The 26,895-nt window shown below is 54.3% G+C and carries 27 protein-coding genes and 2 pseudogenes; 5 read left to right on the plus strand and 24 right to left on the minus strand.

Annotation, left to right across the window (positions count from 1 at the left end; genetic code table 11):
• Positions 1-98: 98 nt before the first annotated feature.
• The 3 genes and pseudogenes from LQ249_RS16335 to LQ249_RS16345 form a co-directional block, all read left to right on the plus strand.
• A pseudogene (locus LQ249_RS16335) lies at positions 99-215 on the plus strand (D-glutamate cyclase family protein); the annotation flags it as partial.
• A 19-nt stretch (positions 216-234) separates the two neighbouring features.
• Positions 235-774, plus strand: coding sequence for a hypothetical protein (locus tag LQ249_RS16340; RefSeq protein ID WP_104903261.1), 540 nt, complete (start codon positions 235-237; stop codon positions 772-774).
• 653 nt (positions 775-1,427) lie between these two features.
• Complete coding sequence (locus tag LQ249_RS16345) at positions 1,428-3,083, plus strand: methyl-accepting chemotaxis protein (RefSeq protein ID WP_126589490.1); 1,656 nt, start codon at positions 1,428-1,430, stop codon at positions 3,081-3,083.
• 1,003 nt (positions 3,084-4,086) lie between these two features.
• Here LQ249_RS16345 and LQ249_RS16350 read toward each other — a convergent pair.
• The 5 genes and pseudogenes from LQ249_RS16350 to LQ249_RS16370 all read right to left on the minus strand — a co-directional run bounded on the left by LQ249_RS16350 (position 4,087) and on the right by LQ249_RS16370 (position 9,668).
• On the minus strand, positions 4,087-5,907 hold the full coding sequence (locus LQ249_RS16350; RefSeq protein WP_232565637.1) for a hypothetical protein: 1,821 nt from the start codon (positions 5,905-5,907) through the stop codon (positions 4,087-4,089).
• 54 nt (positions 5,908-5,961) lie between these two features.
• On the minus strand, positions 5,962-6,771 hold the full coding sequence (locus tag LQ249_RS16355; RefSeq protein ID WP_232565638.1) for a hypothetical protein: 810 nt from the start codon (positions 6,769-6,771) through the stop codon (positions 5,962-5,964).
• Between the two features lie 119 nt (positions 6,772-6,890).
• Positions 6,891-7,172 (minus strand): annotated as a pseudogene (locus LQ249_RS16360) (hemolysin secretion protein D); the annotation flags it as partial.
• 8 nt (positions 7,173-7,180) lie between these two features.
• Positions 7,181-8,343, minus strand: a protein-coding gene (locus LQ249_RS16365) for an IS3 family transposase (protein WP_232565639.1) whose coding sequence is annotated in 2 segments (ribosomal slippage) — positions 7,181-8,088 and positions 8,088-8,343 — 1,164 coding nt in all. Because the reading frame shifts where the segments join, the coding sequence is not laid out codon by codon here.
• 113 nt (positions 8,344-8,456) lie between these two features.
• Positions 8,457-9,668: a hypothetical protein gene (locus LQ249_RS16370; protein WP_232565640.1), complete on the minus strand. Its 1,212-nt coding sequence runs from the start codon at positions 9,666-9,668 to the stop codon at positions 8,457-8,459.
• Positions 9,669-10,546: 878 nt separating this feature from the next.
• Here LQ249_RS16370 and LQ249_RS16375 point away from each other — a divergent pair.
• Together LQ249_RS16375 and LQ249_RS16380 are read left to right on the plus strand one after the other, a co-directional pair.
• Positions 10,547-11,350, plus strand: coding sequence for a hypothetical protein (locus LQ249_RS16375; RefSeq protein ID WP_232565641.1), 804 nt, complete (start codon positions 10,547-10,549; stop codon positions 11,348-11,350).
• A gap of 351 nt (positions 11,351-11,701) precedes the next feature.
• Positions 11,702-12,517, plus strand: coding sequence for a hypothetical protein (locus tag LQ249_RS16380; protein ID WP_232565642.1), 816 nt, complete (start codon positions 11,702-11,704; stop codon positions 12,515-12,517).
• 10 nt (positions 12,518-12,527) lie between these two features.
• Here the strand turns inward: LQ249_RS16380 and LQ249_RS16385 are convergent, their stop codons facing one another.
• From LQ249_RS16385 to LQ249_RS16475, 19 genes are all read right to left on the minus strand, one after another.
• Positions 12,528-13,034: a lysis system i-spanin subunit Rz gene (locus tag LQ249_RS16385; RefSeq protein WP_232565643.1), complete on the minus strand. Its 507-nt coding sequence runs from the start codon at positions 13,032-13,034 to the stop codon at positions 12,528-12,530.
• Entirely contained in the window at positions 13,034-13,459 is a 426-nt protein-coding gene (locus LQ249_RS16390) for a cell wall hydrolase (protein WP_232565644.1), read from the minus strand. Before LQ249_RS16390 ends, LQ249_RS16385 begins: the two co-directional genes overlap by 1 nt.
• Before the next feature lie 58 nt (positions 13,460-13,517).
• The gene (locus LQ249_RS16395; protein WP_232565645.1) at positions 13,518-13,922 is read right to left on the minus strand and encodes a tail fiber assembly protein; all 405 of its coding nucleotides are present in this window, start codon (positions 13,920-13,922) and stop codon (positions 13,518-13,520) included.
• The gene (locus LQ249_RS16400; RefSeq protein ID WP_232565646.1) at positions 13,922-15,229 is read right to left on the minus strand and encodes a hypothetical protein; all 1,308 of its coding nucleotides are present in this window, start codon (positions 15,227-15,229) and stop codon (positions 13,922-13,924) included. The genes LQ249_RS16395 and LQ249_RS16400 overlap by 1 nt, the downstream gene beginning before the upstream one ends.
• Positions 15,229-15,837, minus strand: coding sequence for a YmfQ family protein (locus LQ249_RS16405; protein ID WP_232565647.1), 609 nt, complete (start codon positions 15,835-15,837; stop codon positions 15,229-15,231). The genes LQ249_RS16400 and LQ249_RS16405 overlap by 1 nt, the downstream gene beginning before the upstream one ends.
• A complete protein-coding gene (locus LQ249_RS16410) occupies positions 15,825-16,865 on the minus strand; it encodes a baseplate J/gp47 family protein (protein ID WP_232565648.1) in 1,041 nt (346 codons plus the stop codon). Before LQ249_RS16410 ends, LQ249_RS16405 begins: the two co-directional genes overlap by 13 nt.
• Positions 16,855-17,253: a phage GP46 family protein gene (locus LQ249_RS16415; RefSeq protein ID WP_232565649.1), complete on the minus strand. Its 399-nt coding sequence runs from the start codon at positions 17,251-17,253 to the stop codon at positions 16,855-16,857. Before LQ249_RS16415 ends, LQ249_RS16410 begins: the two co-directional genes overlap by 11 nt.
• The gene (locus LQ249_RS16420; RefSeq protein WP_232565650.1) at positions 17,250-17,762 is read right to left on the minus strand and encodes a phage baseplate assembly protein V; all 513 of its coding nucleotides are present in this window, start codon (positions 17,760-17,762) and stop codon (positions 17,250-17,252) included. Before LQ249_RS16420 ends, LQ249_RS16415 begins: the two co-directional genes overlap by 4 nt.
• Entirely contained in the window at positions 17,759-18,874 is a 1,116-nt protein-coding gene (locus LQ249_RS16425) for a phage baseplate assembly protein (protein ID WP_232565651.1), read from the minus strand. The genes LQ249_RS16420 and LQ249_RS16425 overlap by 4 nt, the downstream gene beginning before the upstream one ends.
• A gap of 3 nt (positions 18,875-18,877) precedes the next feature.
• Positions 18,878-20,188 (minus strand): DNA circularization protein, encoded by a 1,311-nt coding sequence (locus tag LQ249_RS16430; RefSeq protein ID WP_232565652.1) that lies wholly within the window; start codon positions 20,186-20,188, stop codon positions 18,878-18,880.
• Positions 20,185-22,308: a phage tail tape measure protein gene (locus tag LQ249_RS16435; RefSeq protein ID WP_232565653.1), complete on the minus strand. Its 2,124-nt coding sequence runs from the start codon at positions 22,306-22,308 to the stop codon at positions 20,185-20,187. The genes LQ249_RS16430 and LQ249_RS16435 overlap by 4 nt, the downstream gene beginning before the upstream one ends.
• Positions 22,309-22,438: 130 nt before the next feature.
• Complete coding sequence (locus tag LQ249_RS16440) at positions 22,439-22,735, minus strand: phage tail assembly protein (RefSeq protein ID WP_079443928.1); 297 nt, start codon at positions 22,733-22,735, stop codon at positions 22,439-22,441.
• Positions 22,732-23,079, minus strand: a complete 348-nt coding sequence (locus LQ249_RS16445; protein WP_079443929.1) for a phage tail tube protein — start codon at positions 23,077-23,079, stop codon at positions 22,732-22,734. The genes LQ249_RS16440 and LQ249_RS16445 overlap by 4 nt, the downstream gene beginning before the upstream one ends.
• A 59-nt stretch (positions 23,080-23,138) precedes the next feature.
• Positions 23,139-24,635 (minus strand): phage tail sheath subtilisin-like domain-containing protein, encoded by a 1,497-nt coding sequence (locus LQ249_RS16450; protein ID WP_232565654.1) that lies wholly within the window; start codon positions 24,633-24,635, stop codon positions 23,139-23,141.
• Entirely contained in the window at positions 24,635-24,817 is a 183-nt protein-coding gene (locus tag LQ249_RS16455; protein ID WP_232565655.1) for a DUF2635 domain-containing protein, read from the minus strand. The genes LQ249_RS16450 and LQ249_RS16455 overlap by 1 nt, the downstream gene beginning before the upstream one ends.
• Positions 24,814-25,404: a phage tail terminator protein gene (locus LQ249_RS16460; RefSeq protein WP_232565656.1), complete on the minus strand. Its 591-nt coding sequence runs from the start codon at positions 25,402-25,404 to the stop codon at positions 24,814-24,816. The genes LQ249_RS16455 and LQ249_RS16460 overlap by 4 nt, the downstream gene beginning before the upstream one ends.
• Before the next feature lie 57 nt (positions 25,405-25,461).
• Entirely contained in the window at positions 25,462-25,983 is a 522-nt protein-coding gene (locus LQ249_RS16465) for a hypothetical protein (RefSeq protein WP_232565657.1), read from the minus strand.
• Positions 25,976-26,338 (minus strand): phage head closure protein, encoded by a 363-nt coding sequence (locus LQ249_RS16470; RefSeq protein WP_126585634.1) that lies wholly within the window; start codon positions 26,336-26,338, stop codon positions 25,976-25,978. Before LQ249_RS16470 ends, LQ249_RS16465 begins: the two co-directional genes overlap by 8 nt.
• Before the next feature lie 2 nt (positions 26,339-26,340).
• Positions 26,341-26,892 carry a hypothetical protein gene (locus LQ249_RS16475; protein WP_232565658.1) on the minus strand — a complete coding sequence of 184 codons (552 nt, stop codon included), beginning with the start codon at positions 26,890-26,892 and terminating at the stop codon, positions 26,341-26,343.
• Between the last annotated feature and the right edge of the window lie 3 nt (positions 26,893-26,895).

A 26,895-nucleotide genomic window follows, 5' to 3' on the forward strand; every position in this document is an offset into this window, starting at 1 on the left:
CCACGCAACATCTGCCCTACACAGCCGGTCGACTGGTCGATACAGTTAACCAAGCGGGGCTCCTTCAGAAATTTTTGCCGCCCTAGCGCATGAGCGAAGAACTGCCAGACATAGAGCCCCTGTGGCAGGATGACCTGGTTGCCTTCACCATCGGCTGCTCGTTTTCCTTCGAACAAGCGCTCCTGGATGCCGGCACTGCCCTCAACAACAACGAATGGATGCAATGGACAAACAATGAACACAGCTCAACGGTCGATTCAGCAGTACATAAACGCCAAGGACAGTAACCGCCCGCATCTGCTGCGCCAGGCTTTTATGCCGGATGCACAACTGGAGATGGTGGTACACACGGGGTCTATCTCGTTTCCACCCCACGTTGAAGGCCTCGAGTCCATCGGCGACGTGCTGGTCAGTCGCTTCGGTCAGACATTCGAAAACGTCTATACCTTTTGTCTGGGACACCCACCGGAGCCGGATAGCAAAACGTTCCAATGCCAATGGCTGGTCGCTATGTCCGATAAAAACTCCGGCGAGGTCCGAGTCGGTTGTGGTCAATATGGATGGCAGTTCAATCCCGAGTCGGGACTTGTCGAGCGGCTCACTATCACCATCGAGCATATGAAAACCCTGCCACCTACCGATCTTCACACCATCATGGAGTGGGTATCCCGCCTGGACTATCCATGGTGCCGCCCAGAAGCATTAGCGAGCAACGCTCCAGACATAGGCACCCTTGAAGAGGTGATCCAGTATGTAATCCGGTTAAAACGGTGAAGTTGCGGAACACATCTGAAGCGTTGCGGAAGGGATCGTAAATCGCAGGTATAAAAAACCCCGTAGACGGTAATCTACGGGGGTTTTAAGAGTGGAGGCCGAGACAGGAATCGAACCATTCGACCCTAGCCCATTAAAGACGGCAAGATTTCTAGCTACAACTAAGAATGAACTCGCCCCCCATAACCGGGAGCCATTTCTAGCAGCAACGCGGCTCGCGATGAAACGGCAACAGCCCCTAGCGCAGCGCATGCTCACAATTAGCGCGCCCTAGCTCACCCCCATACAAAATACCTGTACAGAAATAGCGCTACGCATTTTTACAGCGCTCGCAGGATTCTATCGGCCCAAAGATGGCCTTGGGCTGTATCGCCGCCGAGCAGTAGTCAGCACTACTGCCAGACCTCTATTTATCGCGCCTGCCAGAAACCGGAGGCTACTGACCGTTCATCGGGATCGAGTGATGTCATGATGACATCACGCCAATATAATTGTACAAACATGAACGATTGTACAAGCTTCAACCAGCCAGGAAATAACGCCGCTACTCGTTGCCGTCGAACAAAAGAATACCTGCGCAGGATGCGGACCAAGGGCGAATACATACCCTTACAGGTGCCCCTAAATTGCTCCTCCCATTACGCAGGTACATCATGCCATCGCGCACTCCGCAGCTCTCTACACGGACCAGTCTCTATGCCGGCTATGCCAGCCTGCTCGCGTTTATGTTACTGATCGCCGCCATCTCGCTGTACGCCCTGGCTAACAGCAATAAGGACTTTTTTCTCTACGTTAATGGCGTTGATGCACGCATCCGCCTGGCCAACACACTGAACGACGCCGCCGCCCAGCGCGCGATTGCCCTGCGCAACATCGCCTTGAACAGCAATGTCACCGCGAGAGGACAGCAGCGGGGTGCGATTGCCGTCAACGAACAAATGGTGGCCACCAGCCTCGCTGCGCTACGCCAGGCAATTGACAACCATGATGATGTGTCGCCCAAAGCACGTGAACTGTTCTCAACCATCGAGCAGGTCGAGAGCCGCTACAAACCGGTAGCGCACACCATTGCCGAACACCTGTTCAAGGGTGAAAACGACGAGGCCCTGCGCATGGTCAGCGAGCAGTGCACACCATTACTGGCCGAGCTGACCCAGGCAATTGGCGAATTCCTGCGCTACACCAACCAGAAGGCAGACCTGCAGGTCAGCGAAAATGACGCAAACTATCTGTCACAACGCAACCTGCTGCTCGCCATTACTGCGCTGGCCGTCTTACTAGCAGCGGTACTGGGCTACGTCATCAGCCGCAACCTGCTGCGCGCGCTGGGTGCCGAACCGAGTGAACTCAACCAGCTCGCCCAACGGGTTGCCCAGGGCGATTTGCGCGCTAGCGAGCGCACGATTGAGCCACCACAAGCCAGCATAATGGCCGCCCTGCTGAGCATGCAGGAGAACCTGCGGGACATGACCAAGGGCATAAACCTGTCCTCACAGACCGTGGCCGAATCCAGCCAGGAGCTTAGCCAATCGAGCCTGAGAAACGCCGAAAGCGTGGCCACGGCACAGTGCGAGGTCGAGCAGATCGTCACCGCCGTTCACCAAATGGCCGCCACCGTGCAGGATGTCGCGCGCAATGCCGAATCCGCCGCCAGTGCCGCCAGCGAGGCCGATAGCGCGGCCCTGTACAGCCAGCAGAAGGCCAAAGATGCCGTCAACATGATCGGCGAGCTGGCCGAGACAATCGAACAGTCCAACATGGCCATGGGCCGGCTGAAGAATGAAACCGGCAATATCGGCGGCGTGCTTGAAGTGATCAAGTCGGTGGCAGACCAGACCAACCTGCTGGCCCTCAATGCAGCCATCGAAGCTGCCCGTGCTGGCGAAGCCGGACGCGGCTTCGCGGTGGTAGCCGACGAGGTACGCAGCCTGGCACAGCGTACCCAGAAGGCCACCTCAGAGATTGAGGGGCTGATTGCCAGTCTGCAGAAAATTGCCGACGAGACCTCGCAGCATATGCAACGCTGCAAGCGCTCCAGTGCGCAGTCGGTGTCCGGCGTTTCCGAGGCCGGTGACGCGGTAAGCACGATCGTAACCATGATCGAGCGGATCAACGGCATGAACCACCAAATCGCCGCTGCCGCCGAGCAGCAGAGTACCGTTGCCGAGCAGATCAGCCGTGGCATCGTGACCGTCAGCGAAAGCGCCGAGCAATCCGCTGCAGCCTTCCGCAGCGCTCAGCAGGAAAGCGAAGGATTGGCACGCACCAGCGTGACATTGCGAGAGAACATCTCGCGCTTTCAGCTCTAGGGTCTGTTGCCGTTTCATCGCGAGCCGCGTTGCTGCGAGAAATGGCCCCCGGTTAGGCGCAGGACGCAGGTACCCACCAATTTAAATCAGACACTCTTTCATTCACCTTCATCTTTGCCTGACTCTTAACAATACAAATTCACTCACCCCTCAAAAGCGTAGGTACAGCCGATAGACAAAAAACTATTCCCATCTCCCAGATACCGAGTTCAGTCATCGCAATTAAATCAAAACCCCAAGGGCTATAAAAATGCTCAAAAAATGTACATGGCTTTTAAAAAAAAAAGAAAGATCAATCATAAGCAGCACACTTTCGATGAACTTAACAATAATGGAATTCAAAATACTCACAGTATTCTCACAAAATTTTAGACAGCCTATGAGTCACTACTCGATTGCTGAGCGCATTGAAAAAAACCCCAACACATATAAAGGCATCGGCATGTGCATAAGCCGACTGAACAAAAAATTTAAAAAACTAACTCGTGGAGACCGGTTATTTATATCCATAAGAAACGAAGGATTTTATCTAAAACAAATCGTAATACCATTTGAAGAAATATTTCATATTTAGCCCAAAACTTTTCGAGCACACAAAAGGCAGTACAAAACCGAAACAGTTCGCCCCACAACATATCCCAACTAGGCATGCAACAACTAAACTAGTCAACCATACAACTCCATCCACCCTGTCAAACAAAGACACGTATATTGGTGGCCACATGCATGAGTTACATCTAATTTTAGCAGCACTATCGAAAACCCACCAAAACCAAGAGAGGATTATTACCTCACTTGAATACCTAACTCATTGGCTGATACAGCTTCCCGACAAAGAAGCAGACCTTACGGCCTTTAGAATACAATCCACGCTTTGCGAACTTGATAAGAGTCTAGTCCCGCTAATTGAGTCAGCACTAAAGTTGAGAAAGATCGAGCAGAAGAAACTCGACAAAATAAAACCTTCCTAACCGTCCATATTAAAAAGTCATGGCATGGACGCCTAAATAAACCCGCACGAATGTATCGCATAACCTTTGGAGGCATAATCGGCAAATATCAGGGTGCCTGGGTTGATGGGGGCGGCCCCTTGAGCGGCCTCGGTTTTCTCGGCCAACCCAATATCGGCAATATCTCTTCGTGTGCCATTGGTGAACGTAAAACCGGCGGTGGAATCGATTAACCCCCCTCCCACCTGACGGCCGTCATGCGTCGATATCAGATCAATGGATGCGATACCCAGAGAAGTCAATGTTTTCAATTCTTCAGGCGTGGAAATGCCATTCTGATCCGCGTCGACCCATACTTTGACACCGTCAAAGTAATTGCCGCCGGTGAAAGGGTTGATCAACGCGGTATCCCGAGAAAAAACCGTACTCCCGGCAGCGGCGAGCGTCGCGAGCGCTGAAAAGCCATTTTTCCCAACCGACGCCTTGCTTCCCGGTACCGCGAAGGACTCACCAAACCACTCGGTAGCATTGTCGATAGCCCCATTGCCGTTGGTGTCAAACACCAGGATGCCATTGTCCGCCCCGACCCAGCCCACCGCGCTTTTTGCCCCATCGGCGTTATGATCGAACACTGCGTTACTTTGTGACGGTGGCAGCAGTTTGATGCCACTCCCCGTCAGGTCTAGCACCAGCGGCAGGTGGTATCGACCAGAACCCGACACCTCCAATGGTAGGATGGTGACGATGCCAACGTTGTAAGTGCTCCAGCCCTGTTGAGCGATATTGATTACTTGCTGGATGGCCGCCTGCAAGCCGTTCGACAACCTCAGTGCAAAAGGAATACTGGCGCCCAACGCAGTGGGTGACCAGCGATCAGAATAGGGCTCCTGGGCCAGGCGATGCTGCAGAGCCTTCAAGGACAGGGCATTTTCTGCAGCGGCGATCGCACCCTCGGCGGACGTATTCAGGAGCGTGCCGGTCTGTGCCTGCTGGGATGCTACGGTCTGGGACAAGACCAACGCGCCAGTTTGGGTAGACGTCTGGCTGATAAACGCAGCCAGATCGGGCGAAGGGCCCGTGAAGGTTTGACCGTTCTGTTTCCAGGTAGTGTTTACCGGCAGCCCATCGAAACCGTAAGTCTGTTCTACCGCTAATCCACCCTCGGCGTTTTTCCACGCGACGACCACACCTTGAGCCGTCAAGCGATAGGCCGCCGACAAGTCGCCATAGCTGTGTGATACGGAAACATTTTGTTTACCGACCGAAATGATCGAGTCCTTGGGTACTTCCATCAACGAAATACCTGCGACGCTGACTTGAACGCTATCTTTCGTATAAAGCAGCGTGGCCTCACCGACAGAAGATGATGAAAGGGGAACCGTCAAGATCATGTCGCCATTTGGCTCTATCTCTATTTTACGGATATTGTCGAGCGTAGTCTTCGCGTCGGGTAGAGCAGGATCCTTCGTACTGTTCAGCAATTGGGTAACAACATTGTAATACCCAGTTGGAGAGTCGACCTTGTTAATCCAGCTTTGAGCAAGTTCTTTATTCGCCCCAGAGCCGGCCACGGTCGCGAGCGACATAAGCTGGACAGTATTAATAGCCAATAGTAGCTCTTTTTTAATGTCACCAGCAGAATCAAGAACATTTTGCCAATAGCTTTCCCTAGTATTTTCTGTGATATTCGAAAGTACAGAATTCAATGCCCATGCGTCCTTCGACAGGCCATTATCTTCAAATACTTTTGTATGAAAACCCCATGCTTCTTGGTGCGTGACATCAGAAGAAATGGGACTGCCTCCGTTTGTCTCAAGCTTACTATCTAAAGCAGAAAGGTAACCACGGGCCATCTGATTTAAAATGCGTGCCACATCAGCATCAGATACAGGCGCACCTATATTTGAGGCATCACGGCACCTTAAATTTTACTGTTTGATATTTGAGAGAACGAAGGCGTTCATGGCATCTACAACCGCTGGCCAGTCCTTAAGTTTACTCGGAGCAAGTTCAACTTTCGCAAGTGCACCTATTTTTTCAATGACAAAATAGCCTGTGCATTCATAAAATTCCTTTTCAGTTTTATATCGTCGACAGGAAAATACTACGGGCACTTTCTCCGCACTGCGCTTCCAATAGTAGCCATTTACTTCGCCGGGCAAATATTTATTATCTTTCTCCTGAAGAAACAACCCCAACTCCTTCTGATAATTATCCGCACTTTCCACTTTAGATGCAGAGGCCTCCAGCATATTATTTATCAGATAATCAAGATCTCCATGCCTGGCAGCAATCTGTTCAAGCGTCAACACCACACCTTGAAATTTTCCGTAGGGGGTCGTCGTATACTCACTCGTTCTCACAGGTAGAAGATATGGCCAAGACAGCGCCATTGATACCGAAGAAAAATTAGCATCACAGCCTTTCTTATTTTCGGTAAAGCCTTTTTCCCATGAGCTTTTCCCTTCATATTCAGCCCAGAATAGGACGTAACTACTCGGTACTTCTATCACAGTGCCCAAAATTTTCCCGCATACCCAACCCGGACGGTTTCCCGAAGACACATTTGGCGCCGCCTCGGTTCTTTTTTGAACTTCAGATAGATAAGTGACTAATGCAACTGCCAACAGTCCCAACAGACCCAGCAACAAGATAGCTGCCACGCCCCTTAAGGCCTGCCAGAAAAAAAAGAAAATTCTGACCATATTTCGGCGCAAAAAAACACGATTTACGCGCATAAAATTTCTTCCAATCCGACCATCCAAATCATGATCAATTACCCCTCGAACGTGAGGGCCTTGAACCTATGACGGTTTGAACCGCTCCAGACCGAACCCCATCCATGAAAATAGTCTGCCTAACGCTCTCTCAAACTCTCCTGAACATGCTGCTGCGAAGGGCTCAGGAAGTAATCCAGCATCCGACGCTGATCCGTCTTAACCTCCGCCGTCACCGACATACCCGGCGATAGCGCAACGCGTTGGCCCTTGATATTCAAATGATCTTCTTTCAATCGAATCCGGCTGCTGTAGACGGGCCCACGCTTCTCATCATCTATGGCATCGCTGGACAGCCCGATCGCTTCCCCTTCGACCGCCCCATAGCGGGTAAAGGTGAAAGTTTCCACTTTGACCGTCAGTGTAGTGGTCAACTGATCCCGGACACGACGTTAAGTCTTTTTTCGGACTGAGCTGGTGGTAGCCCGTTGTTGAACTGGTGTGGCCGAATCCAGTTGTAGCGATGCATCAAATAATGACTGATATCTCGCTGCGCTTCTTGGGCCGTCATGTAGCCAACGGTCGGTATCCACTCAGTTTTTAGACTCCGGAAAACACGCTCCATCGGCGAGTTATCGTAGCAATTACCTCGACGACTCATGCTCTGACGTATGCGATATCGCCAGAGCCGTTGGCGAAACTGTCGGCTGCCGTATTGCGAGCCCTGATCCGAGTGAAACAGCAGGCCCTGGGGCTTACCGTGTTGTTCATAGGCCATATCCAGCGCCTTGATCACCAGATCCGTATCCGGTTTGCTCGACAATGCCCAGCCCACCACTCGGCGCGCGAAGAGATCCATGACCACAGCCAGGTAATGCCATTTCCCTTGTGCCCAGATGTAAGTGATGTCGCCACACCACACCTGATTGGGCGCAGGAACATCGAACTCTCGATTCAAAATATTCGGAATATCTGGTCGCTCCACCGTCGCTTTTTTATAAGCATGCGAGCCCGGTTGCTTACTGATCAATCCCAGCTCCCGCATCAGGCCACGTACCTTGAACCGGCCAATCTGCTCGCCATCTTCCTGCATCATCGACACGATGCTGCGGCTGCCGGCAGCGCTTCGACTTTGCGTGAACAATTCGTTGACGCGACTGCGTAATCGAATCCGCTCAACATCTGGAGCGCGGCGTCGCAGGCAATGGTCGTAGTAGCAGGAGCGCGGTACTTCAAAGGCTTCGCACAGCAACTCAACTGACTCGCGCGCACTTAGCTGATCAATTAGCGCATGCGCTCGTGTTCTTCCGACATCAAGAGCGCGGTAGCCTTTTTTAAAATGGATTTCTCCCGCTCAAGACGGGCAATCCGGGCTTCCAGCTCCTGAATTTTCTGCTGCTCGGGCGTCAGGGCTTTGCTCTGTGGAGTTACACCGTTGCGCTCCTGTTGAAGCTGGTTGACCCAGCGACGCAATGCAGACTCGACCACTCCGAGCGAGCGATAGGCTTCGATATGGCTATAGCCTTGATCGAGCACGAGGCCTGCGGCCTCGCGTTTGAATTCAGCGGAAAAGGTACGGCGTTGTTTGGTCATCAGGCACCTCTATCTGGCGAGCATTCTCGCCTAAATGGGTGTCCGGTTTCATTAGACCACTACAGAGATGCGTTCAGATTTTAGTGTGTCGGCTGCTTATGGCTTGCAGCTGCTTACTCCGTTGAATGCTCGTTACTAGCTTTCCAGAGTGATAAGCGCCTTTGCCGAAGGTTTTCTCTAGCAAGTTCGAATATTTTTCTACGAACAGTAGCAACTAATAATTGATTCGAAGGATCAAACTTTTGGAAATAGTCTGTAAGGCCAAAGTTCATAATGCATACTCTGCCCGCCGAACCAGATAGTGCTGAAGGGATGGATTTACAATAAGGGTCGTAGATATTGATCGATACGTTAGGCGCTTCCAGCCATTGCTGAAGAACCTCATTGACATGGTGATCTCCAAAGCCGTAACCGATAACATCAAGCTCAGTAATTGCTTCCATCCTATTCTTAAACTCTTCGAAGAAAGCAATTGGAGCTATTTGGTCAAAATCTCCTTTAAACTTATGCGCCCCGGACAGCAATGATCGCCTTAGGAATTGAATCTCGCCATCCTTATCAGTAACGTCTAGCTCCCCAACGGTCCTGATTTTCAACCGCTGACTTAATTCAAGACTGTGGTCCTCTATCCGTCGAATTTCTTGGACGTGGCCGCCAATAGGCGCTTCCGCAGGTGGCACACATTTGAGATAAAGGTTTTTGTCCTCAACCGCAAACATATCAAGAGATCCGTGAAGCTTTATTAGATTTACACCTACACCTGCTGTGTCAAAAAAATTTAGAACCCCGTTGTTAATCTGCTCTTTCGTCAGTGATTTGAATTTTGCGATGTTGGAGTAGCGCTCAACTGCTTGATCAAAAAAGCCATCTCTACACTGAATCTCGTGAAACTTACAGATCTCCTCGAAATTAATATCGTGATTCAATGAGAAAACATGAAGGCAAGGATGCTTGGCAAGCAGCCCCTTTATGCCTGAATAGTCTTTTGCTTTTTCAGCAAGCAACTTGGTTGTGAGCACCTGATCTTCGAGTAGGAGAATTTGCACGCAATCAATAAATTGGAGTGCGGTAGTGCGTGCAATCTCCGAACTAGGGCCTCGATCAAGCTGGAGAGCTTCCAGCTTACCAATCATTTGTTCGTAATGAAGGTCTGGATCAGAAAGAATGGCCTCAAAACTAGTGCGAAAATGCGGATCTTTTTGAAAGTCGAAGAGCTTTGAATTCAGCCTTTTTAGGACGTTCGCTCTGAGCCCATTTGTAAACTCCCATACAAGCGGCATACCGCATTCATAGGAGGCGCCTGCACCCAAAAAAAGAGCTTTCATGTAGTCCCTCTACCCAATCATGTTTCGACTGTGCCTATTGTAGGCCTTGAAGGGTGAATGGCCCGCTTTTCTGTAGATAGTTTTGAGTGCCTGCTTCTGGCCGATTCTGTTGAAAAAGTCGGCTCTCTCGGATTGCCCGGAAGCTGAGCGGTGAAGGAGCCTGTTTTTCGCGCGGCTACGTGAAATCTGTGTCCGAATGCCTGTGCGGCCATTTAAGATTTCAATCTCATGCGCTTACTTTTCTGCCCTGAGAACCGCGTCCGACTTTTTCAACAGAATCGGCCGTTAGTAGACGCTCAGGCTCCTTAGTCTCGAGCACAATCCCACGTCCAATCGGGGAGAGGCATACCGATAACGGCGTCTTAAATTTCCCGAAAAAAGGTAGGGATGCGGAAGCGATCCGAAAAATTGCGGAAGCGATGAACAAACCGCAGACAATAAAAAACCCCGTAGACGTTAATCTACGGGGTTCTTAAGAGTGGAGGCCGAGGTCGGAATCGAACCGGCGTAGGCGGATTTGCAATCCACAAATAATGTCTTTACGAACAATAACTTACCGTCAGATGCATTCCGCACGAACGATCTCAAAGTAGCTTTAATGACTAGATTTCTCAAGGGGTTAAAAATCCGTTGCGGAATGGTTTTCCATCCTGATATTGAATCAATCCGCTCATTGAAGCTACTTTTAGTAGCTTGTTCCAGCGCAGCGTGGATCCAAAAATACACGACTGTATTTATATACAGCATCCTTGACGAAGGACTTCCCTTTTGACAATCATGCAGGGAGTCCTGCGAAGGACTCGGACTGCCTGCCTTTCTGGTGTAGCACGACAATTCCCAGTCATGCAGTTAACCAAACAACTCAGGAAAGCATAAATATGTTTACATTTGAGTTACTTACTCCCGGCAGTGAAGTTGTAATCGCCGACAATGAAACGTCACGCGAGCTAACTAGTCAAATTGGTTACTTAAAAAAACACTTCTTCGATGCAAATACGGCGCTGAATTTAGTTTATGAGCGCCGAGCCTACGAGTCATCTAAATTTGACAAAGATACTTGGGAAATAGAAAGACAGAGGAGGTCTGAATTATTTTCGGAGGTTCTACAAGAGTTTGGAAACCTCCAGGAGTTCACACGCCTCGGCGACAATGACATATATGATGATATTCAACTAGAAGCAACAATAAGATTTTCAAGGGAAAATACAGACAAAGGAGTTTTGCCTGAAAAACTGGAACGCAACAAGCTCAAGATTTTTGCGCATGCTTACCTACAAGCTTTGGATAGCGTTGGGAAATTCTTAAAAGCAATTACAGAAAATGCGAGCGCCCCTCCCGAGGTAGGTGTTTTGCGTCAGCAGTTTCTGGATTTATTCCCTGACTTACAGGGCGTTCGCGATACGATTCAACACCTAGAAGACAGAACCCGCGGACTGGGCAGACCATACAAGGGAAAAAAGCCACCCTTGGATTATCAAGACCCTAAAAAATATGTACATGCGCCTGGCGCAAAAGTGCTCATGTTTGACTGTTTTATGGGTAACCTTTTCGGCTGCACTAAAGCTGACGGTCATTATGGTGAAGTAGATATTTCGCCAGAATCGATGCATGAGTTGCAGAAAATAATACAGGACATAATTTATGCGTTCGAATGGAAGGGAATGAAACAATTTGAGCCATAACTAACTAAATTTGCCCACTCATTCTCGGGGTGCTAAAGCTCGCCGGATTAGGCCCAGACCTGAAAATCAGTCCCCCAGCGAGACGCAGAAAGCCCGCCGATGCGCAAAGGAATCAGCGACCTCAACGCATCAGTCAGCCCAAGCTAACGGGAGGATGACGAATTGAAACGACTTGCGCTGGGTTTGAAATAGAAGGCTTTGCACCTACGCGCGCCAGCAAAATTTGCTGACAAGCCAAGATTTGAGCTGTTCCGACACGTTTTCCTTTCTGCTCACAGGTATATTTGACTGCTGCCACCCTTATTGATATAGCATGCTAGAATTCTAAAAACCTCTATGTAGTGAAATAAAATGGCAAAAGAACAATACAAGAATACTTGCATGTTTTGCAGACATAAAAACCCTTCAAAAGAACATATGTTTCCTCAGTGGCTGAGAAGCCATATCACTGAAAAATCACACAACAAATCCTTCAGCCGGACACTAACAATCAGAAAAGAGGAGGCTCATATTTCGACTCAAAGCTTTCCGAGAAGTTCAAAAAACCCCATACTAAGCCTACAAACGAAAAAGGTCTGTATCACATGCAACAATGGATGGATGAGCGAAATCGAGAATAAGATTATCCCTATCTATGAAAAGCTAAAACAGCAAGACCCTATTACCATATCAAAAGAAGAAACCCATACATTAAGTTTATGGGCCACAATGCTTGCCATGAAGTGGGACATACTTGAAAGTAACACCTCCGGCTACACTGAATCCGACACAAATTATTTATATGCTTACAAGTCCCCTCCCCCCAACGTAAGAGTATGGCTAGGGCACTGCGCCCAAAGCGGCGTGGTGGCTTGGCACAGAACATACTTACATCTAACCCGATACATTGCCGAGCAAATTAAACCCAACATTCGATCTACAACTTTTATGATCGGCCATATCACAATCCACATTCTAAGCCATGAAGACTCAAGCATAAATCGAATAACAAAATCAAACTCAAAAAATAGCCGAGTTATAAAAATCTGGCCATCAGAGACCGCAGTTGTTTTTAATAAACAAAAAATAGAGCTCAGCACAGAAGAAACCACAAAATCGATGACTATTTTCTGTGGAATGCAACACGACTCAAATTATGTTTATAAACTTATTCCATTGTTACCATAGCCCGTCGTCACTATTTTTGTAGCTCTTTCACATAAGTTTGACAAGCCCGTAGAGCGATTAGTCCTTGGTCACCGGTGTCACTGATGGCGATAATTCGTTGAGCATGCGCCGGGTCAAGTTGGGCTCGACGGGCTGCATGAACCACGCCGACGGTGCCGGTGGCGGAAGGCACGTTACAGCCACTGGCTGAATCCGTGGCGTCAAGAAGGACTGACAGCCGCACATCAGCAGTGGCAAGCTGATCGCGCAGGCGAGCCTGATTACGTTGGGCATCGGATAACTCTCGGGAGTGTTCTTGGTCTTGGCCGGCGAGTTGCCGCTCCAGGGTAAGTCGCCGGCCGGTGTCGTCGCGTGCTTGCTTGGCGGCCACGGCGCTTATCATCCCCAGGTCCGTCTGGAACTGGCCGGCCTGCGTTGCCAGCTTTCCGCCGTAGCGCCAGTCTTGCACCTTCCAGATACTGGCGGCGCTAATTGCCATCGCCAGCAGGATTGCCGCCAGAATCTGTCCTGGTGTCATCACGGTACGTCCTTGAAAAAAACGTGATGTCCGAGGCGCAGCGTCTGCTTGGCCTTAGCTGCCCACGCCGGAGCCTTCGGCATTGTGGTCGCGTAGTAATGCGTAGCACCGCCGGTAGGGTCAGCAACTGTGCCGGCGATCACCTGGTCAGCCGCGCGCTGGGCCTGGGCAAATTGCGGGGCCGGAATCGCTTTGGCGCCGCTGAGGTACGCGTAGTTCGGATCGTTCTGGTTCCAGCAGCTGAACTGCCAAGGCTTCAGGCACACGCCCGCGTAGCCCTCCCCCCACCATGAGTTCGCCTTGCCATCGAATACGCGGTTGCGAATGGTCCAGGCCACTGCGATCTGCCCGGCCAGTCCTTCGCCGCGGGCCTCACCCCACAGCGTACGCGCCAGGGTGTCCCGCTCTTTTTCTGTCACGGTCATACTTTTCTCCAAGCAAAAAAATAGCCGCTCTGTGGCGGCATTTGGGGTTTCAGATCTATCAGGCGGGGATTTCTGGCCACTCGATGCTTTGCGGAAAACCGTCCTGTTGATCGATCCGATTGAGCGACACCCGGTATTGCTTCCACTTTTTCAATAAGGCCACTTCTGCCTCGCTCGCCTCCCCCAAATCTACTGCGTCTGCCAATGGCGCTATTCGTATCGCGGCAACGGTCAGCAGCTGGTCACGCTGCGCCAAAACCATCTGGACAAGCTCCTCCGTAGTGGGCTCCGGAATCGGTTCCGGCCCGGGCGGGATCGGGGCGGCTACTCGAAATCCACCCTCAACAATTACTTCCATCCCGCTCGTTAACCCGTTTAAACCCTCCAGGTATTGTTCTTCCGTGATCTCTATGGATCCCGAAAACGAATCCTGCGCGATTCTGTTAAACGCAGCAAATGGCATTATTTAATCCTCAAGTAATAAGTAACGCCTACCGACTTTGCTCGGGTTTCTATGTCCGTGCGTGCAACCCTGGAGGCATCAAACTGAACAGCCCCACGATTATTGCCTCCGTTGAACACAGCGGCGCTACCCTCGTTTGTGAAGGTGAAAGAACCCGTCGCCCCGCCTACTGATGCCACTGACAATCCGCCCGTGATATTTTGCAGTGCGTCCTGAAGCAGAATCCCAGGCGTGGCCGAACCCCTGAGTACACGCTGCTCCGTATTGATCAGGCTTACAGTTTTTCCATTGACTGGACTGCCCGCCAAATTAATTACCGCAGTTGCCACGACAAGCGGCGCCACCCCTGCTACTGCCTCACTAATCAACACACCGGAATTATAACTATCGCCGGCGGTAAGAGTGATATAACGATAAGCCTTATTCCGTGGCGGCGTTGAACTTGGTGCAATGTTGTCAAATAAAGGAATCGGCACACCAATTGGTTGCAACGCCCAAGGGTCCTGCCCTGTTAAACCTAACGCCGTAACCGGCTTGTCATTATCGGAACCAGCCGCTACCTCAGCCACTGTAGCTGGTATCAATCCGTACCCTGACAAGTTAGTAGCTTTGTCGGCTTTACCCGAAAGCGCTAGCGTTACTGTTGTAGCGTAAGTATTGATCGCGATCCATGTGAAGGCGCAGTTAGCGATCTGAGTATTATTCGATCCGGCAGCGCCTGTAGGAGCTGTAGGCACGCCAGTAAATACAGGACCGGCCAAGTTAGCTTTTGAAGACGGGTCAAAATTAGCTGAGTGCCAAATGGTGCGCCACTCTCCAAATCCCGCAGGGGTTTTCCTGCGAAAAGATACTGCGTCAGTAGCCAAGCTGTACGCGAGAGTAAACGCATAATCAGATAAAAGGTGATTAATAGCACCAGACCCTGAGAAACCGGGCGGGGCATTAGCAGTACTCCCATTCCCAAGAAAGTACAAAGCAGTTTTGTTTAAATTGCTATAGTCGCTGGAAACAGCATTCGAGGGAGTGCCATTGGTTATTCCAGCTCCCTCTAAAGTAGTTGGTTTTTCTTTAATGTCCCCCCACGTGACGCCACCAGCAACAATTTTACTTATTGCGAGAGCCAACTGATTGGTTTTTGTCTCGTCGGGGATGATTCCACCTGCCGACAACACACTTAATATTTCGAGAGTAACCGAGTTTCCCCACACCGATGGGATAAGCGATCCTGGTTGACCCGTCGCGGTATTTTCATCTACAAATCGCCCGTTGACTAAACCAATATTGGGCACGCTTTTAGGAAAGTCCATCAGTCATCAACCCCATAATCAATAAATTCCAATGTGTGCCCCGGGGAGCTACGACGAATAACGCATTCAAGCGCGCCACTAGGATTCGCCCCAAACCGCTCCCCCCAAAAACTGGCACCAAATCGTCGCCCCAGACGTCGCCTCGGGCCCGAGTTAAGCGTCCACATGAACTGTGCTGCCCAGGTACCGAAGTGCGCCGCCCCGAATCGTGAGCGCCCGAATCGAGGGGCTCGCCGTTCGGTGATACCTGCGGACGGATAGCCTTGTCGAATGGCAATATCGATGAAGTAAGCGCGGCTCTGCCCCCCGACCGCTACCAAGCGTTGACGCACCGCCAGCCGGCGATCTTCAAACGCCGGACTGTCACCCATACATGGGTCAGGCAACCCCATGACGCGCTCCCACTCAGGCACGAGTTCATTTACGCCCAACGGGTCCATCTCGTTGATCAAGTCAAATGCCCGAACGTCAATTCGAGCAAGCTCTTGGGATACTCCCAACAGGATCTTTTCTAACTCGGGAACCAACTCCGGGTCCCATGCTGGACCGGCCGGCAAAAGAGTCCGTAGCTGTGTTTGATATTGCGTGGCGTCTCTTAAGCCAACCATGTGACCCCCCCAAATGTCAGGAGCTGATTTGCAGCAGCCGGGACATCGGCTACCGGAGCTAAGAGCTTGTGGTCAGTCTCGCCCGTAGAGCTGCTAATAGCCTCGGCGATATGGGTCAGCAACAAAGCATCCCCTAGTCCAGCTTCACGACTGTGGAGGTCGATCAGTTGCGCCTGAACAGCGGCGCGGACAGGGCCGGTATCCGGCGTCAGGCGGATACGGTATGTCACCGGTGCCGACACGGGAGCAATCACATACAGCTCAGCCGTGACAGGACGCAAGGGCTCGATGTATTCCCGCACTTCGGTCAGCTGGGCCGCATCAGGAATCGGATCAGCATCACCGTCACGCATGAAAAATACCGCAACAGTGCCGGGTCCCATGTAGTTTCGGCGGCACCAGGCCCGAGTTACTCCGGCACACTCCAAAGCCCAGGTCTCGTAGTCGTCCTTAGAACCACCGTGAGGAACCACACGGTAGGAGCGCACCACCCGTGCTCTCAGTGACTCAAGGCTTTCCAGGGCAATGCCGCCGATCAATCCGGGCGGTAGCACCGTGAACGTAATAGCGACTCCCTCAATAGGCTGGACAGGGGTCAGTACCAATCCAGGATCGGCATTCCCCATTACCCCGGCGTCTACGGCTTCAATGGAGACACTATTTGTACCGGCCACTGTCGTCTTGCCCGTAGTGACTTTGTAGGTCCGGCCATCACCGGCCTGTAGCACAGCGTCGACATCCACGACGGCGAGTGCGGCCGCAGTGAAACTAACCTGACCTGACGCCGGCTGAGCCGCCTTGCGAGGCTGGTTTAGCCTCAGGCTGGCGATCCGCTCCAATGTCTCTTCATCAGCAGTGTCGGGCAGGATTTGCTCTACGATCCAATCCAGGTATCCATACAAACCATACGCAGCACCACTTAACGCCCTGGCAAGCACCTGGGCATCCGAGCGGCGAAGCGCGTCACCAGCCAGGTCGCTCTGCGTGCGGCTGACCAGCACGGGAAGTGACGGAGTTTCAAACGGCATAGATCACCTGCCACAGTTGGCTTGAGTTGATTTTCAGGCGGGCGCCCGTAAAAACGGTAAGGATCACTTGCAGGTTCAGGCGGTAGCTGTCGGCGCGCTCGCTGACCACCTCGACCTCCAGCACCTGGTTGTCATCGAGCAACCATTGCAGTGCTTCGCGTGCGTAGAACTCGGCGTCACGCTGGGTATCCGCCGTGAGTTTCACGCGGCGCAACAGCCACAGCCTGGAGCCGATCCGGTCATCGGCAATGGTGGGGTAGCTGTCACCCCACCAGCCAAAACGCTCATCGTCGTCCACCGGGTCATCCGTGGCAGCACGCCGCCATGTGAACAAGCTGATCACCACAGCGCGTATCAGTGAGGTTTCAAGGCTTGGCTCGATGGTCATCCGCCACCCCCTACCGGCGGCCCGGACTGATCATTGCCGCGCGAAACACCGCCGTGTGGGTGATTGATCTGGCTAATACCCCCCGCGACTTGATCGCCATCCGATTTGATTTGGCCGGTCTGATTGATCACCGGTGTATCGATGTTCACCGCCGTACTGGCCTTGATGTTCAGGGTCTCGGTTTCGATATCGATGATGCGGCCCCGCTTGAAGTGCACCTTGTCGCCTTCGTCCGTGTAGATGGCCACCTCGCCCGGTTTCAATTCCTGAATCCGGTACCGGCGATCAGCGACCACCAGCAGCACGCCGTGGGATCGATCACCACCAACGAAGGCAGCAATGCCCTCGGCCCCGGCCAACGGGTTGCTGGTAAAGCCGTAGGGTTCGAAGTGCTCAAGGCTATCCTTGACCTCTCCGGCGGTGAGGCGCATCTGCAAGGCTTGGAGCTTCCTGGCCGAATCCACCAGGACGACGGTACCGCGCACCAGCATTCGGTTGAGTAGGCTCATTCGGTGGGTTTCCAATCAGCGGGCAGCAGGTATTCGAAGTTGTCGGCCTTGCCGCCCTTCTTGAGTTTTCTGTTCTTGTGCGGGTCATGGGGTTCAGGTTCAAACCCATCCGGCGGGCCCACCACCATGGTGGTGATCGTGCCTTCGGGTCCCAGGGAATAAGTGACCTCGGCAATCAGCATGTCGCGGTCAAAGCCGATCACTGGATCGACGACGCGCACCAGCATGTTGTGACGCCACAGCGCGCCGTTCGACTGCCTCCAGCCCTGCACCTTGTAGGTGGTACTCAAGGCTTTGCCCATGCGCTGACCGCGCTCCCAGTTGGCTCTGCTCTGGGCCAGCGTGGTCGTCATCTGGCCGCTTTCGTGGATGATCAACACGCGCTTACGTGTGGTCCGATCATCGCTGACCGAGGCAGACACCTCTGCCGTCTTTTCGCCGAAGTCGTCATCGGTGCCACTGCGCTGCCCAAGTACCTGGTATTCCGAGAACACAGTGGAAAAGTCCAACTGCGTGTTGCCTGCCAGCACATTCTTGCCGAGCTGGAGTGCGTCCATCGCCCTACCCTCACTTCCCGGTTTAGCGAGTACCACCATCCCCTTGGCGTCATCGGTGGAGAACACACGGAACAGAGTCAGCAACCGATCAATGGACTCAAAAGCCGTTTCCCCGGGCTCGATCGTATGGTCTGACAGCTTGCCCGTTTCCGGAATCTCGCTGCGCACGGCCAGCCCATAGGGCGCTGCCAGAGCTTTTACGATGCTGAGCACACCTTGATTTTTCCATTGCCCCGGCTTGTTCACCGCCGCGCAGTCCACCAGGTCGGCGGTCAACGAGCGGCCGGCGATCGACAAAGTGATTTGCTTATCGTCGTAGCTGATCGGCGTGGAGAACACCCAACCGGTGAGGATCAAATCCCCACCGATTCGCACTTGGCACTTGGCACCCTGGCGGATGGGTATCGAAACGGTTTGCCCAGGCCAGCGCCAGGTGATGCTCAGGTTGAAGTCACGGGCCTGGCGCTCCAGCCCCGCCGAGATCTCCACCGATTTCCAGCCGCCATAATCCAGGCCGTCAACGGTCAGGCTGACGGCGTTTGCGGTATCGAGCATGGGTTACTCCTGAGCGATTTTCAGCGGTACCGCTGGCACGAAGCCCGGGTGTTGAATGCGGTTGCGCTGCACCACCTCGCCGGCCCGTGTGGCATCACCAAATCGACGGTAGGCCAAGACCAGCGCCGGCAGGGTTTCAGCGGGCGTGATGTTCACCAGGCGCACGCCTGAGGCCGCTACAGCGGTCAGGTGTTTGATCAACGCCTGACGCAGCGTATTGAGCGCCTGGTAATGCTCCGGATCGGCCTTCAGGGACGCCTCCCAGATGGCCTCGCTCAGCGCATCGCGTAGCTCGATCACATCGTCAGCCACTGGAACCTCCGGGCGCTCGACTGGCTGCACCGCCTGGTGATCAATCGACGGCGTGGATTCCACCGACACCGGCTGCGTAGCCACCGGCATCTCGCTGATGATCAGCGCCACCTGTACCAGCAGCGAATCCTGCACCAGGTTCGCCACCGCCTGCGCCGCTGCGGTGGTATCAGCTCCACTGGCCTGCGGAATGGTGTTGATACTGGTCACCGCCTCGACGTGCTGTGACGCCACCGCGACCGAGCTGCGGTAGCTGGGCGCCGTCACCGTGCCGGCTGCATTGCCGGCCTGCTCGGTGGAGCTGCTGGTGCGGTTCACCCCGGTACGGAACAAGCCCGAGGTAGAGAAGTCGCTGAAGTAGCTGGAAAACAACGCACTGAGCGCCGAAGGCGAATTCACCAGCGACTGGATAAAACCGCTGAGGTTGGTGAAAATCCCCAGGAACGGTGCGAACTGCCGCTGAATGATCGTGTACACATTCGACAAACCGTTGCGCAAGCCGATCAGGTTGATCCTGGCCTTATCCACTACTGCCATCGCGGCCTTGTAACGGCGAAGCGCCGAGCCCAGCAGGCTTTCCGATGACTTGACCACCTGTTGCTGGGTGTTCGCAGTGCCGGTGGGAAACTTGCGGGGTTTGCTGGGGTAGAAAGTCAGCTCAAGGCGAGCCATGCCCCCCTCAGTACGGCTATGGGTCAGGTCGCACTCGCCGACATCGACCAACATCCGGCCGAGCCAGGGGTGCACCAGCTCGCCCGGGCCTTCTTTCTCAAGCGCTTCCAGCAGCTTATCCCGCCGCTCAAAACAGTCGTCGCCAATGACGTAGGCGCTCACCTTGTGCACCTGGGATTGCTTGCCCAGGGACTCAAAGAACGGCTCATCCCGCTGGGGGTATTCGTGCAACTGGCCTTTGCGGCCAACCGGTACCGCTGCCTGCTCGATCAGGAATTTGATTCCCCTGAACGACGCAGGCAGCAGGTCATCGCGCCAGGTCTTTGTCACTGCGATCCTCCAGAGCCCACGGTGCGATATCCCACGCTGGGCTTGACGCTCAGGCCGGGCTGATTGGTTTTCGGTGGATCCACCCGTAACCCGGGTGGGGCGTCGGTGAACCGGATGTTCATTTCACCGTTCAACTGCGTGCGGTTGTTCTGGGCGGCTTGCTGCGGCACGCTCCCTGGTGCTGCCAATTGCCCCGGCCGGGCCAGCAGCGAGACCGGCGACCCGGACGTGAGTACGCTGCCAGGTGTGGACCGATCAGGGCGGCGCAGCAACTTCGAAACATCCGCACCGCCCTGGGTGACGTTGCGCAGCGTCTGCTGATTGCGAACTATCTCTGCAGCATTCACCTGCAGGAACTCACCAGTGCCACCGCCCTCTCCCGCATTGCGTAACCGCTGCGCCTCGGCAAAATTATTAGCCTTAGCCGTGGCGGTTTTAATTAGACCGTCACCGCCCTCGCCACCACCGAAGAACTTCATCATCGGCTCAATGATCGGTCGCAGTTTTTCCCAGAGGCTCTGGAACCAAGCGCTGATCGGCTCCCAGTTTTTGACGATGTAGCCAAGGGGTGACCAATCGAACATGGTTTTAAGAAAGTCCATCACCGGCGTCGACAAAGCAACCACCACGCCCCACAACGCCTTGAAGAACTCCGTCAGCGGCCCCCAGTTGGCGACAATAAGTCCAATCGGCGTATACGAAGCGAAGGTTTTGAACACCTCCCACGCGGCCAGCGTAGGACCTCGGATCTTGTCCCACATCGCGTTGAAGTATGGCGCAATGGCGGACCAGTTCGACACGATCAGCCCCGCCGCCAGGGCAATGCCGGTGGCGGCAAGTCCTATGGGGTTGGCTTTCATGGCGAACGACAACAGTTTGGTCGCCACGATGGTCGAGACGATCCCAAGCCGTAGCGCGGTAAACGCAATGCCCGCAGCGGCGACACCACGGACGACATCGGGATTGGCCTCTATCAACTTCGAAAACTGAACCACCAATGGCCGCACGACATCGACTACGCCGTTGAGTGCAGGCAGAAGAGCATTGCCAATCGCCTTTGAGACGTTACTAGTGGCGTTGCGAAGAAGCCCGAGATTGTTCTCTGTTGTTGCAGCGCGGGAGGCATACTCCTTTTGCATAGATCCTGCGTACAGAGTCGAATCCCCCACTTTGTTCAAGTTACCCTTGAGCAAATCAAGATTTGTGAGCAGCGACGCAATCGAGGTTACCGACTCAGAACCGAACAACTGAGTCAACAAGCCAACACGTGAAGCAGCATCGACCTTGCCGATACGTTCAAGGATATTCAGGATCGTGCCCTGCGCATCCGTCTGCATCGACTTCGCGACCTGCTTGGAATCAAGGCGAATGGACTTGAACGCCTGCGATTGAGCCTTGGTCGCGGACGCCCCCTTGGTCATCGACAACATGAAATTCTTGATGCCAGTAGCCGCAACTTCCTGTTCGACCCCCACCCCTGCCATCGTTGCACCCAGCGCCGCGATCTGACCTGATGCGAGACCGGCAATCTCACCGAGAGGGCCGATCCGGGTCACGATGTCAGAGATTTTCTTGGTGTTCGCCGGCCCAGTGTTGCCCAGGTAGTTGATCCGATCAGCGAGATCAGTCACTTCGCCCTGGGTCATCTTGAATGATGTCCGCCACGTTGCCATCATGTCGCCGCTTTGGTCGGCGGTCTGATCAAAGGCAATGCCCATCTTGACCGCTGCCTCCGCGAACCCAAGCAGTTCGTTTTGTGCAAAACCTGCCTGGCCACCGGCTGCGACAATCTTGGCGATATCGCCGGCAGCCATTGGCAGTACTTCCGACATACGGGATATGTCATCACCCATTTGCTTGAATTGCTCAGGGGTTTTGAAGTCGACAACCTTGTTGACGTTCGCCATCTCGGATTCAAAGGCAACAGCTGATTTGATCCCGACAGCAAACGGCGCAGCCATCGCCCCGCCGGTCACTAGATCCTTTATTCCAATTTTTCCGAGGCCGGTTTTTTCAAGGTTTTTCCTGAACGAGCCCACGTTCTTCTGAATGCCAGCTAACTTTGGCGACAACTTGTCGACGCCAGTGATTAACGCCTTGAGCTGAAATTTGTCCGCCATTATTGTTCCTGCCGGTATGCATTTATTCGCAGCGCCTGGTCCTGCGACTCGATGATGAGGTCCAGCGATCTGGACATCATCTGTTCCGGGTCGACCCTCCAGTACCAGGCCAGGTCGTAACTAACGGCTATCAGGTCTTCGGCTGAGGTGACGCCGACGTCGTGAAAAAACTAAAGACCACCCAAGCCAAAGAGTTGAGGTCTGAGAGGTCCAGTTGGTTGACCGACGACGGTGGAATACCCGCACAAACCGCGATGTATTTGGCAACAACATCCATGTCCAAGGAAACATCTTCATTCTTGTCGAGCTTGTAAGGCATCGCCTTGATTGCCCTGACTTCCTGCACCGTAGGCCGACGCAAAGTCAGCTCAGTGAGCTGCTCGCCATGAGCCTCAATCGGCTGCTCCAGCTTGATCGGATCACTCATTGCCATGTCCCCTTGATGCCATCAAATTGCAGCTCAATGGTGCCGTCGTCACCCTTGGAACTAGGCTCGTCGACGAGGTAGGCGCCAGCCAACACGTAGACCTTGCCGTTCTTGAACTCGACAGTCACCGTCATGTCCGTACCATTGACCAGTTTCTTGATGTCCAGGTCCGAGGTATGCACCGCAGTGACCTTGACCCACGGCGCCAAGTCTTCTTCCTTGTAGAAGCCCGGTACCACCGTCTCGCGCTTGACCTCCATCAACGGCGCTTCACAGCCGCCGGTGATCGTCAACTGGGAACCGTCTACTTTGACGTAGGCCGTGCCCGCTACTTTTTGTCCCATGGTTTATCTCCGCGCATAAAAATGCCCGCGCGTGGCGGGCTGGGTGTTCAAGGTCGACGTTAAGCCGCAGCGTCGTACTGCAGGCGGAACTGGTTGAGCAACGCGAAGACGCGTAGACCGTTGATATAGTCCGGCGGGAACAGCACGTTTACCCGGCTGGGGTCGTTGCCGTCGCGCTCAACGATCAAGTGTTGGGCGAACAGCTCAGCGTTTTCGACGTGGCCTTCCAACTCCAGCTTGGCGTACTGGGCGATCAGTTCACCGCGGATTGTGCTCGGCGTCACGATGGGCGCGCCGGCGCCGAAGCGGGTACCGTCATTTGCCAGCTTGTGCCGACCGTACTTGCTGGTGATCACACCTTGCAGTCGGCGGATGATGAACGCCGATTGATGCATCGTCTCGCTGTCCAGGTAGGAGTTATCCGACTGGCCGTAAGCATTCTTCTGGTAGGTCGTGATAGCGCGCTGGATCCGCACGTTACCGCCTTCAAAGTAAGCCGTTGCAATCCCGTAACTGAGCAGCGATTGACGCTCAGTTAGGGTAAACCGCTCGCTCGCCGGCGCCGGATCCAGCCCAGACAAACTACCGCTCTGGGTTGGACGGCTGGCATCTGCCGAGATAAATACCGATGTACGCGCCGCAAACGATGCAGCCTGCACCCAGAACGGCTGCGGCACGCCGACTTCCATGGCCTGGATGGTCATGTGTTGGTCGTTGCGCGCCTGGCCCGCCGCGACCAGCGTACCGAGGGTGCCACGCTTGGCGCTGTAGACGTGGCCAAACAACTGCTTGGCCCAGCTCCAGCGCCCCACACTGTCATCCATCGCAGCCTTCCAGGCATTGAGGCTGGCGGTGTCAGACCAAGGCATGCAGATGAATTCGAAGGGCTCGTCGCCCAGGGCGGCCAACGCCTCTACCTGATCAGGCGCTCCAACACCGCCCGCCATCGCTGTGACCGTGGCGGTAAGCCCCGCCGGGATAACTTCACCGTTGGTCTTGCCCAACCGATTGAGCTGCAAGCTGATGTCGTTGCCGCTTTCCCCCTTCCATTTACAGGTGAGCGTGACAACGGCTTCTGCCGCAACGGCAGTCACCGGCAGATCTGGGGTAGCATTGATACGCACAGCGAGAGCCGACGCCGCCTGGGCAGCAGTGGCAGCACTCACGACGGTGGCCTGCACGCGCACACCGCCCACATACAGGTTCAGCAACCCAGCCTCAGTAGCCACGCCCGCGAGCGTCACGGTCGCACTGGATACTGCACCTTCGGTTGCCAGCAGCGGCAAACACCAGACCTCACCCACGGGATCAGTCTTGCGCCAGGCTTCGTACATTGCAGCCAGCATCGAACCTTGACCGCCAATAGTCTTGGCCAGAGCCATACTAGGCACCAGCACCAGGGAGCCGATATCGTCACTGACGGCAGTGTCGTTGACCTGGCCGACAATGAGCCGGCGCATGGTCGACGACGCACTGTTCGCCGCCGAGTTATCCATCTCCGCATAGAACAGCGGAACACGCAGGTCTGCCGGGATGTTGCTGAATCCGATGGACATTATTTTGCCCCCTCTGGTTTCGCCGCTTTCACGGCCTTGGTTGTAACGTCGCCATCCGCCAGCCGGCGGCGCCACCAGGCGTTGTCTGGAACTTCCCGCCCCGCTGCCGGCAACAGGTCGCCCGCCTCAGGATCAGGTACGGCCCGGCCAGCGGCCGGCACCACGGTGATGCGCTTGGTCATGGTGTTACGTCTCCTGAGAATTTCGCTTCGATACGCCCATCCGGGCCGGGGGATTGCAAGTTGGGGTCTGCCGGGTCGATGCAGTCCATGTTGATGGTCATGCCGGTGAACGGTGGCAAGCCGTCAAGCTCATACTCGTGCCAGGTCTCGGCGGGCTCGGCCGAGGTGTTGCGCCCCAGCTGGAAGTCAGAGGCGAACGTAAACCGGTAGATCGTGCGGTTGCGGTTGATCGAGATCAGCTCACCGCCTTCGTACTCGATCAGGTCGTATTCCGGCCCAGGCTTCCAGCCGATGAGGGCACGCCATAACTCGGCGCGGAAAACGTGCACCAGGTCGGCGGCCTCCTGACCGCGGTCGTCGTGGGTGTCGAGGACCAGCACCACGTCGAACTTGTCGCTGATGTCCTGCTGGACGCCGGTTTGGATCGCGTTCGCACCGGCCTTGTCGCCGACGGGAATTACATAGGCAGAAGGCCGACTGAGCTTGGCGCTTGCCGCCACGGCTTCAAAATCAATGCCGCCTGCAACACGGCCTGCGAAGCCTGGGCAGTACTGGCGTAGTTGTGCAACGATTGGGGTAACTCGCATAGAGAAAGTCCAGGTGTAAAGGGCCGCGGGCCGGTCTATCTATGGGAGATGAGCGCCCTATCCGAGAGCATCAGCAAAAGCCCGGCTCAAGATCGCCCGAACTTCCGAGCCGGAATCCTGCAGGGCGTCGGACATGTAGTTGGCGCGCGGTTCAATCCGCCATCCATTGCTTTTACGCGCTTCGACCAACACCGCCCTTGCACCACTTCGCCGACGGTTGCTTTTGCCGCGTCCTTCACCGGGCGCCAACTTCTTGATACGGCTGCCCTGGCGCACACCGTAGTGCAGGTACGCCGGGTAATAATCTTTCATGGCGCCGGTCTTGTAAGGCGCGACCTTGACCATGAAGCCAGACCGGGAAACCTTGAAGTTGATCGAACCCAGCAACGCGCCAGTCCGGTTCAGGGGGTAGCTGTCTTGGCCTCGGGCCAGGGCGATGTTCATCTGCGCCCGTTGCCGCACCAGCTTGCCGGCCTTGCGCATGGCCGCACGGATCTTCTTCTTGTCGAAGGCTTCGCGTTCGAATTTTTCGAAGCCTTCGATATGAATGTAACCGTCAACGCCAACTGAGTTAGCCATAGATACCGCCTCCCGCCTGGGCCGCGCCCAGCTCTTCGACCTCCAGCAACGTGAAGCGGTGACCGCCGTTCATATCGGCCACCCGACGCACCCGGTAAATCGAACCACCGTGCACGACCTCATGTGCATCGCTCATGCCTTTGAGGTAGTAAAGGGTCACACGATGGGTGATCTTCACATCGGTCTGAACTCCGTTGGCGTAGACCGCAGTCCCGACCGGCTCGATTTTTGCCCACCGTTTTTTCTGATCGGTGAACAGCGAGTCGAGACCCAGATCAGACGCAGGGATGTCAGACCGCAACCTCAGCGTGATACGCCGGTCCAACTCGCCGGCACTGGGCTCAAGCATTGCCATAGTTAGAACCTCGGCGGCACGGTGATATCTGCCACCAGGTGATCAAGGAACATTGAGGGCAACTCGGCCAGCGTGTGCCCCACCAGGAACACTTCTGGGTACCGGTAAATTGTCGCCGCTGCCATCAACAGCCAATTGCGCACGCCGGGGTGAAGGTCAATATCTAACCCCGCCCTGTAGCGGATGCGGAGCCGGCCAGCGGGACGAACTGCAGGGAAGTACAGGAAGCTTTCCCGCTGGTCCTGGCGCAGGTCAAACGGCCCACCCTGCTCCACCCAGCTACCGCTGGCCTGCTGGGAGAATACCGACACAATTTCGCTTGCCTGGCCAACATCGAGGGCATGCCCGCTCTGCCGGTCTGCGGGCCACTCTTCTTCGTAAACAGCACCGCGAATTGCTGCGCCCGTTTTCGACTCGCATTGAGTGGTGACGCCAGGGATGATGATTTGCTCGATCAGTTCCGGCGCCATGTCCTCCGGCTCAACACGACACTGAAATGCCACCTGGTCGAGCGTCAGGACCGGCTCACCGAAGTACTCAATTCGACGGGCCATGAC

The sequence above is a fragment of the Pseudomonas sp. 7-41 genome, assembly GCF_021233075.1.
GTDB lineage: Bacteria > Pseudomonadota > Gammaproteobacteria > Pseudomonadales > Pseudomonadaceae > Aquipseudomonas > Aquipseudomonas veronii.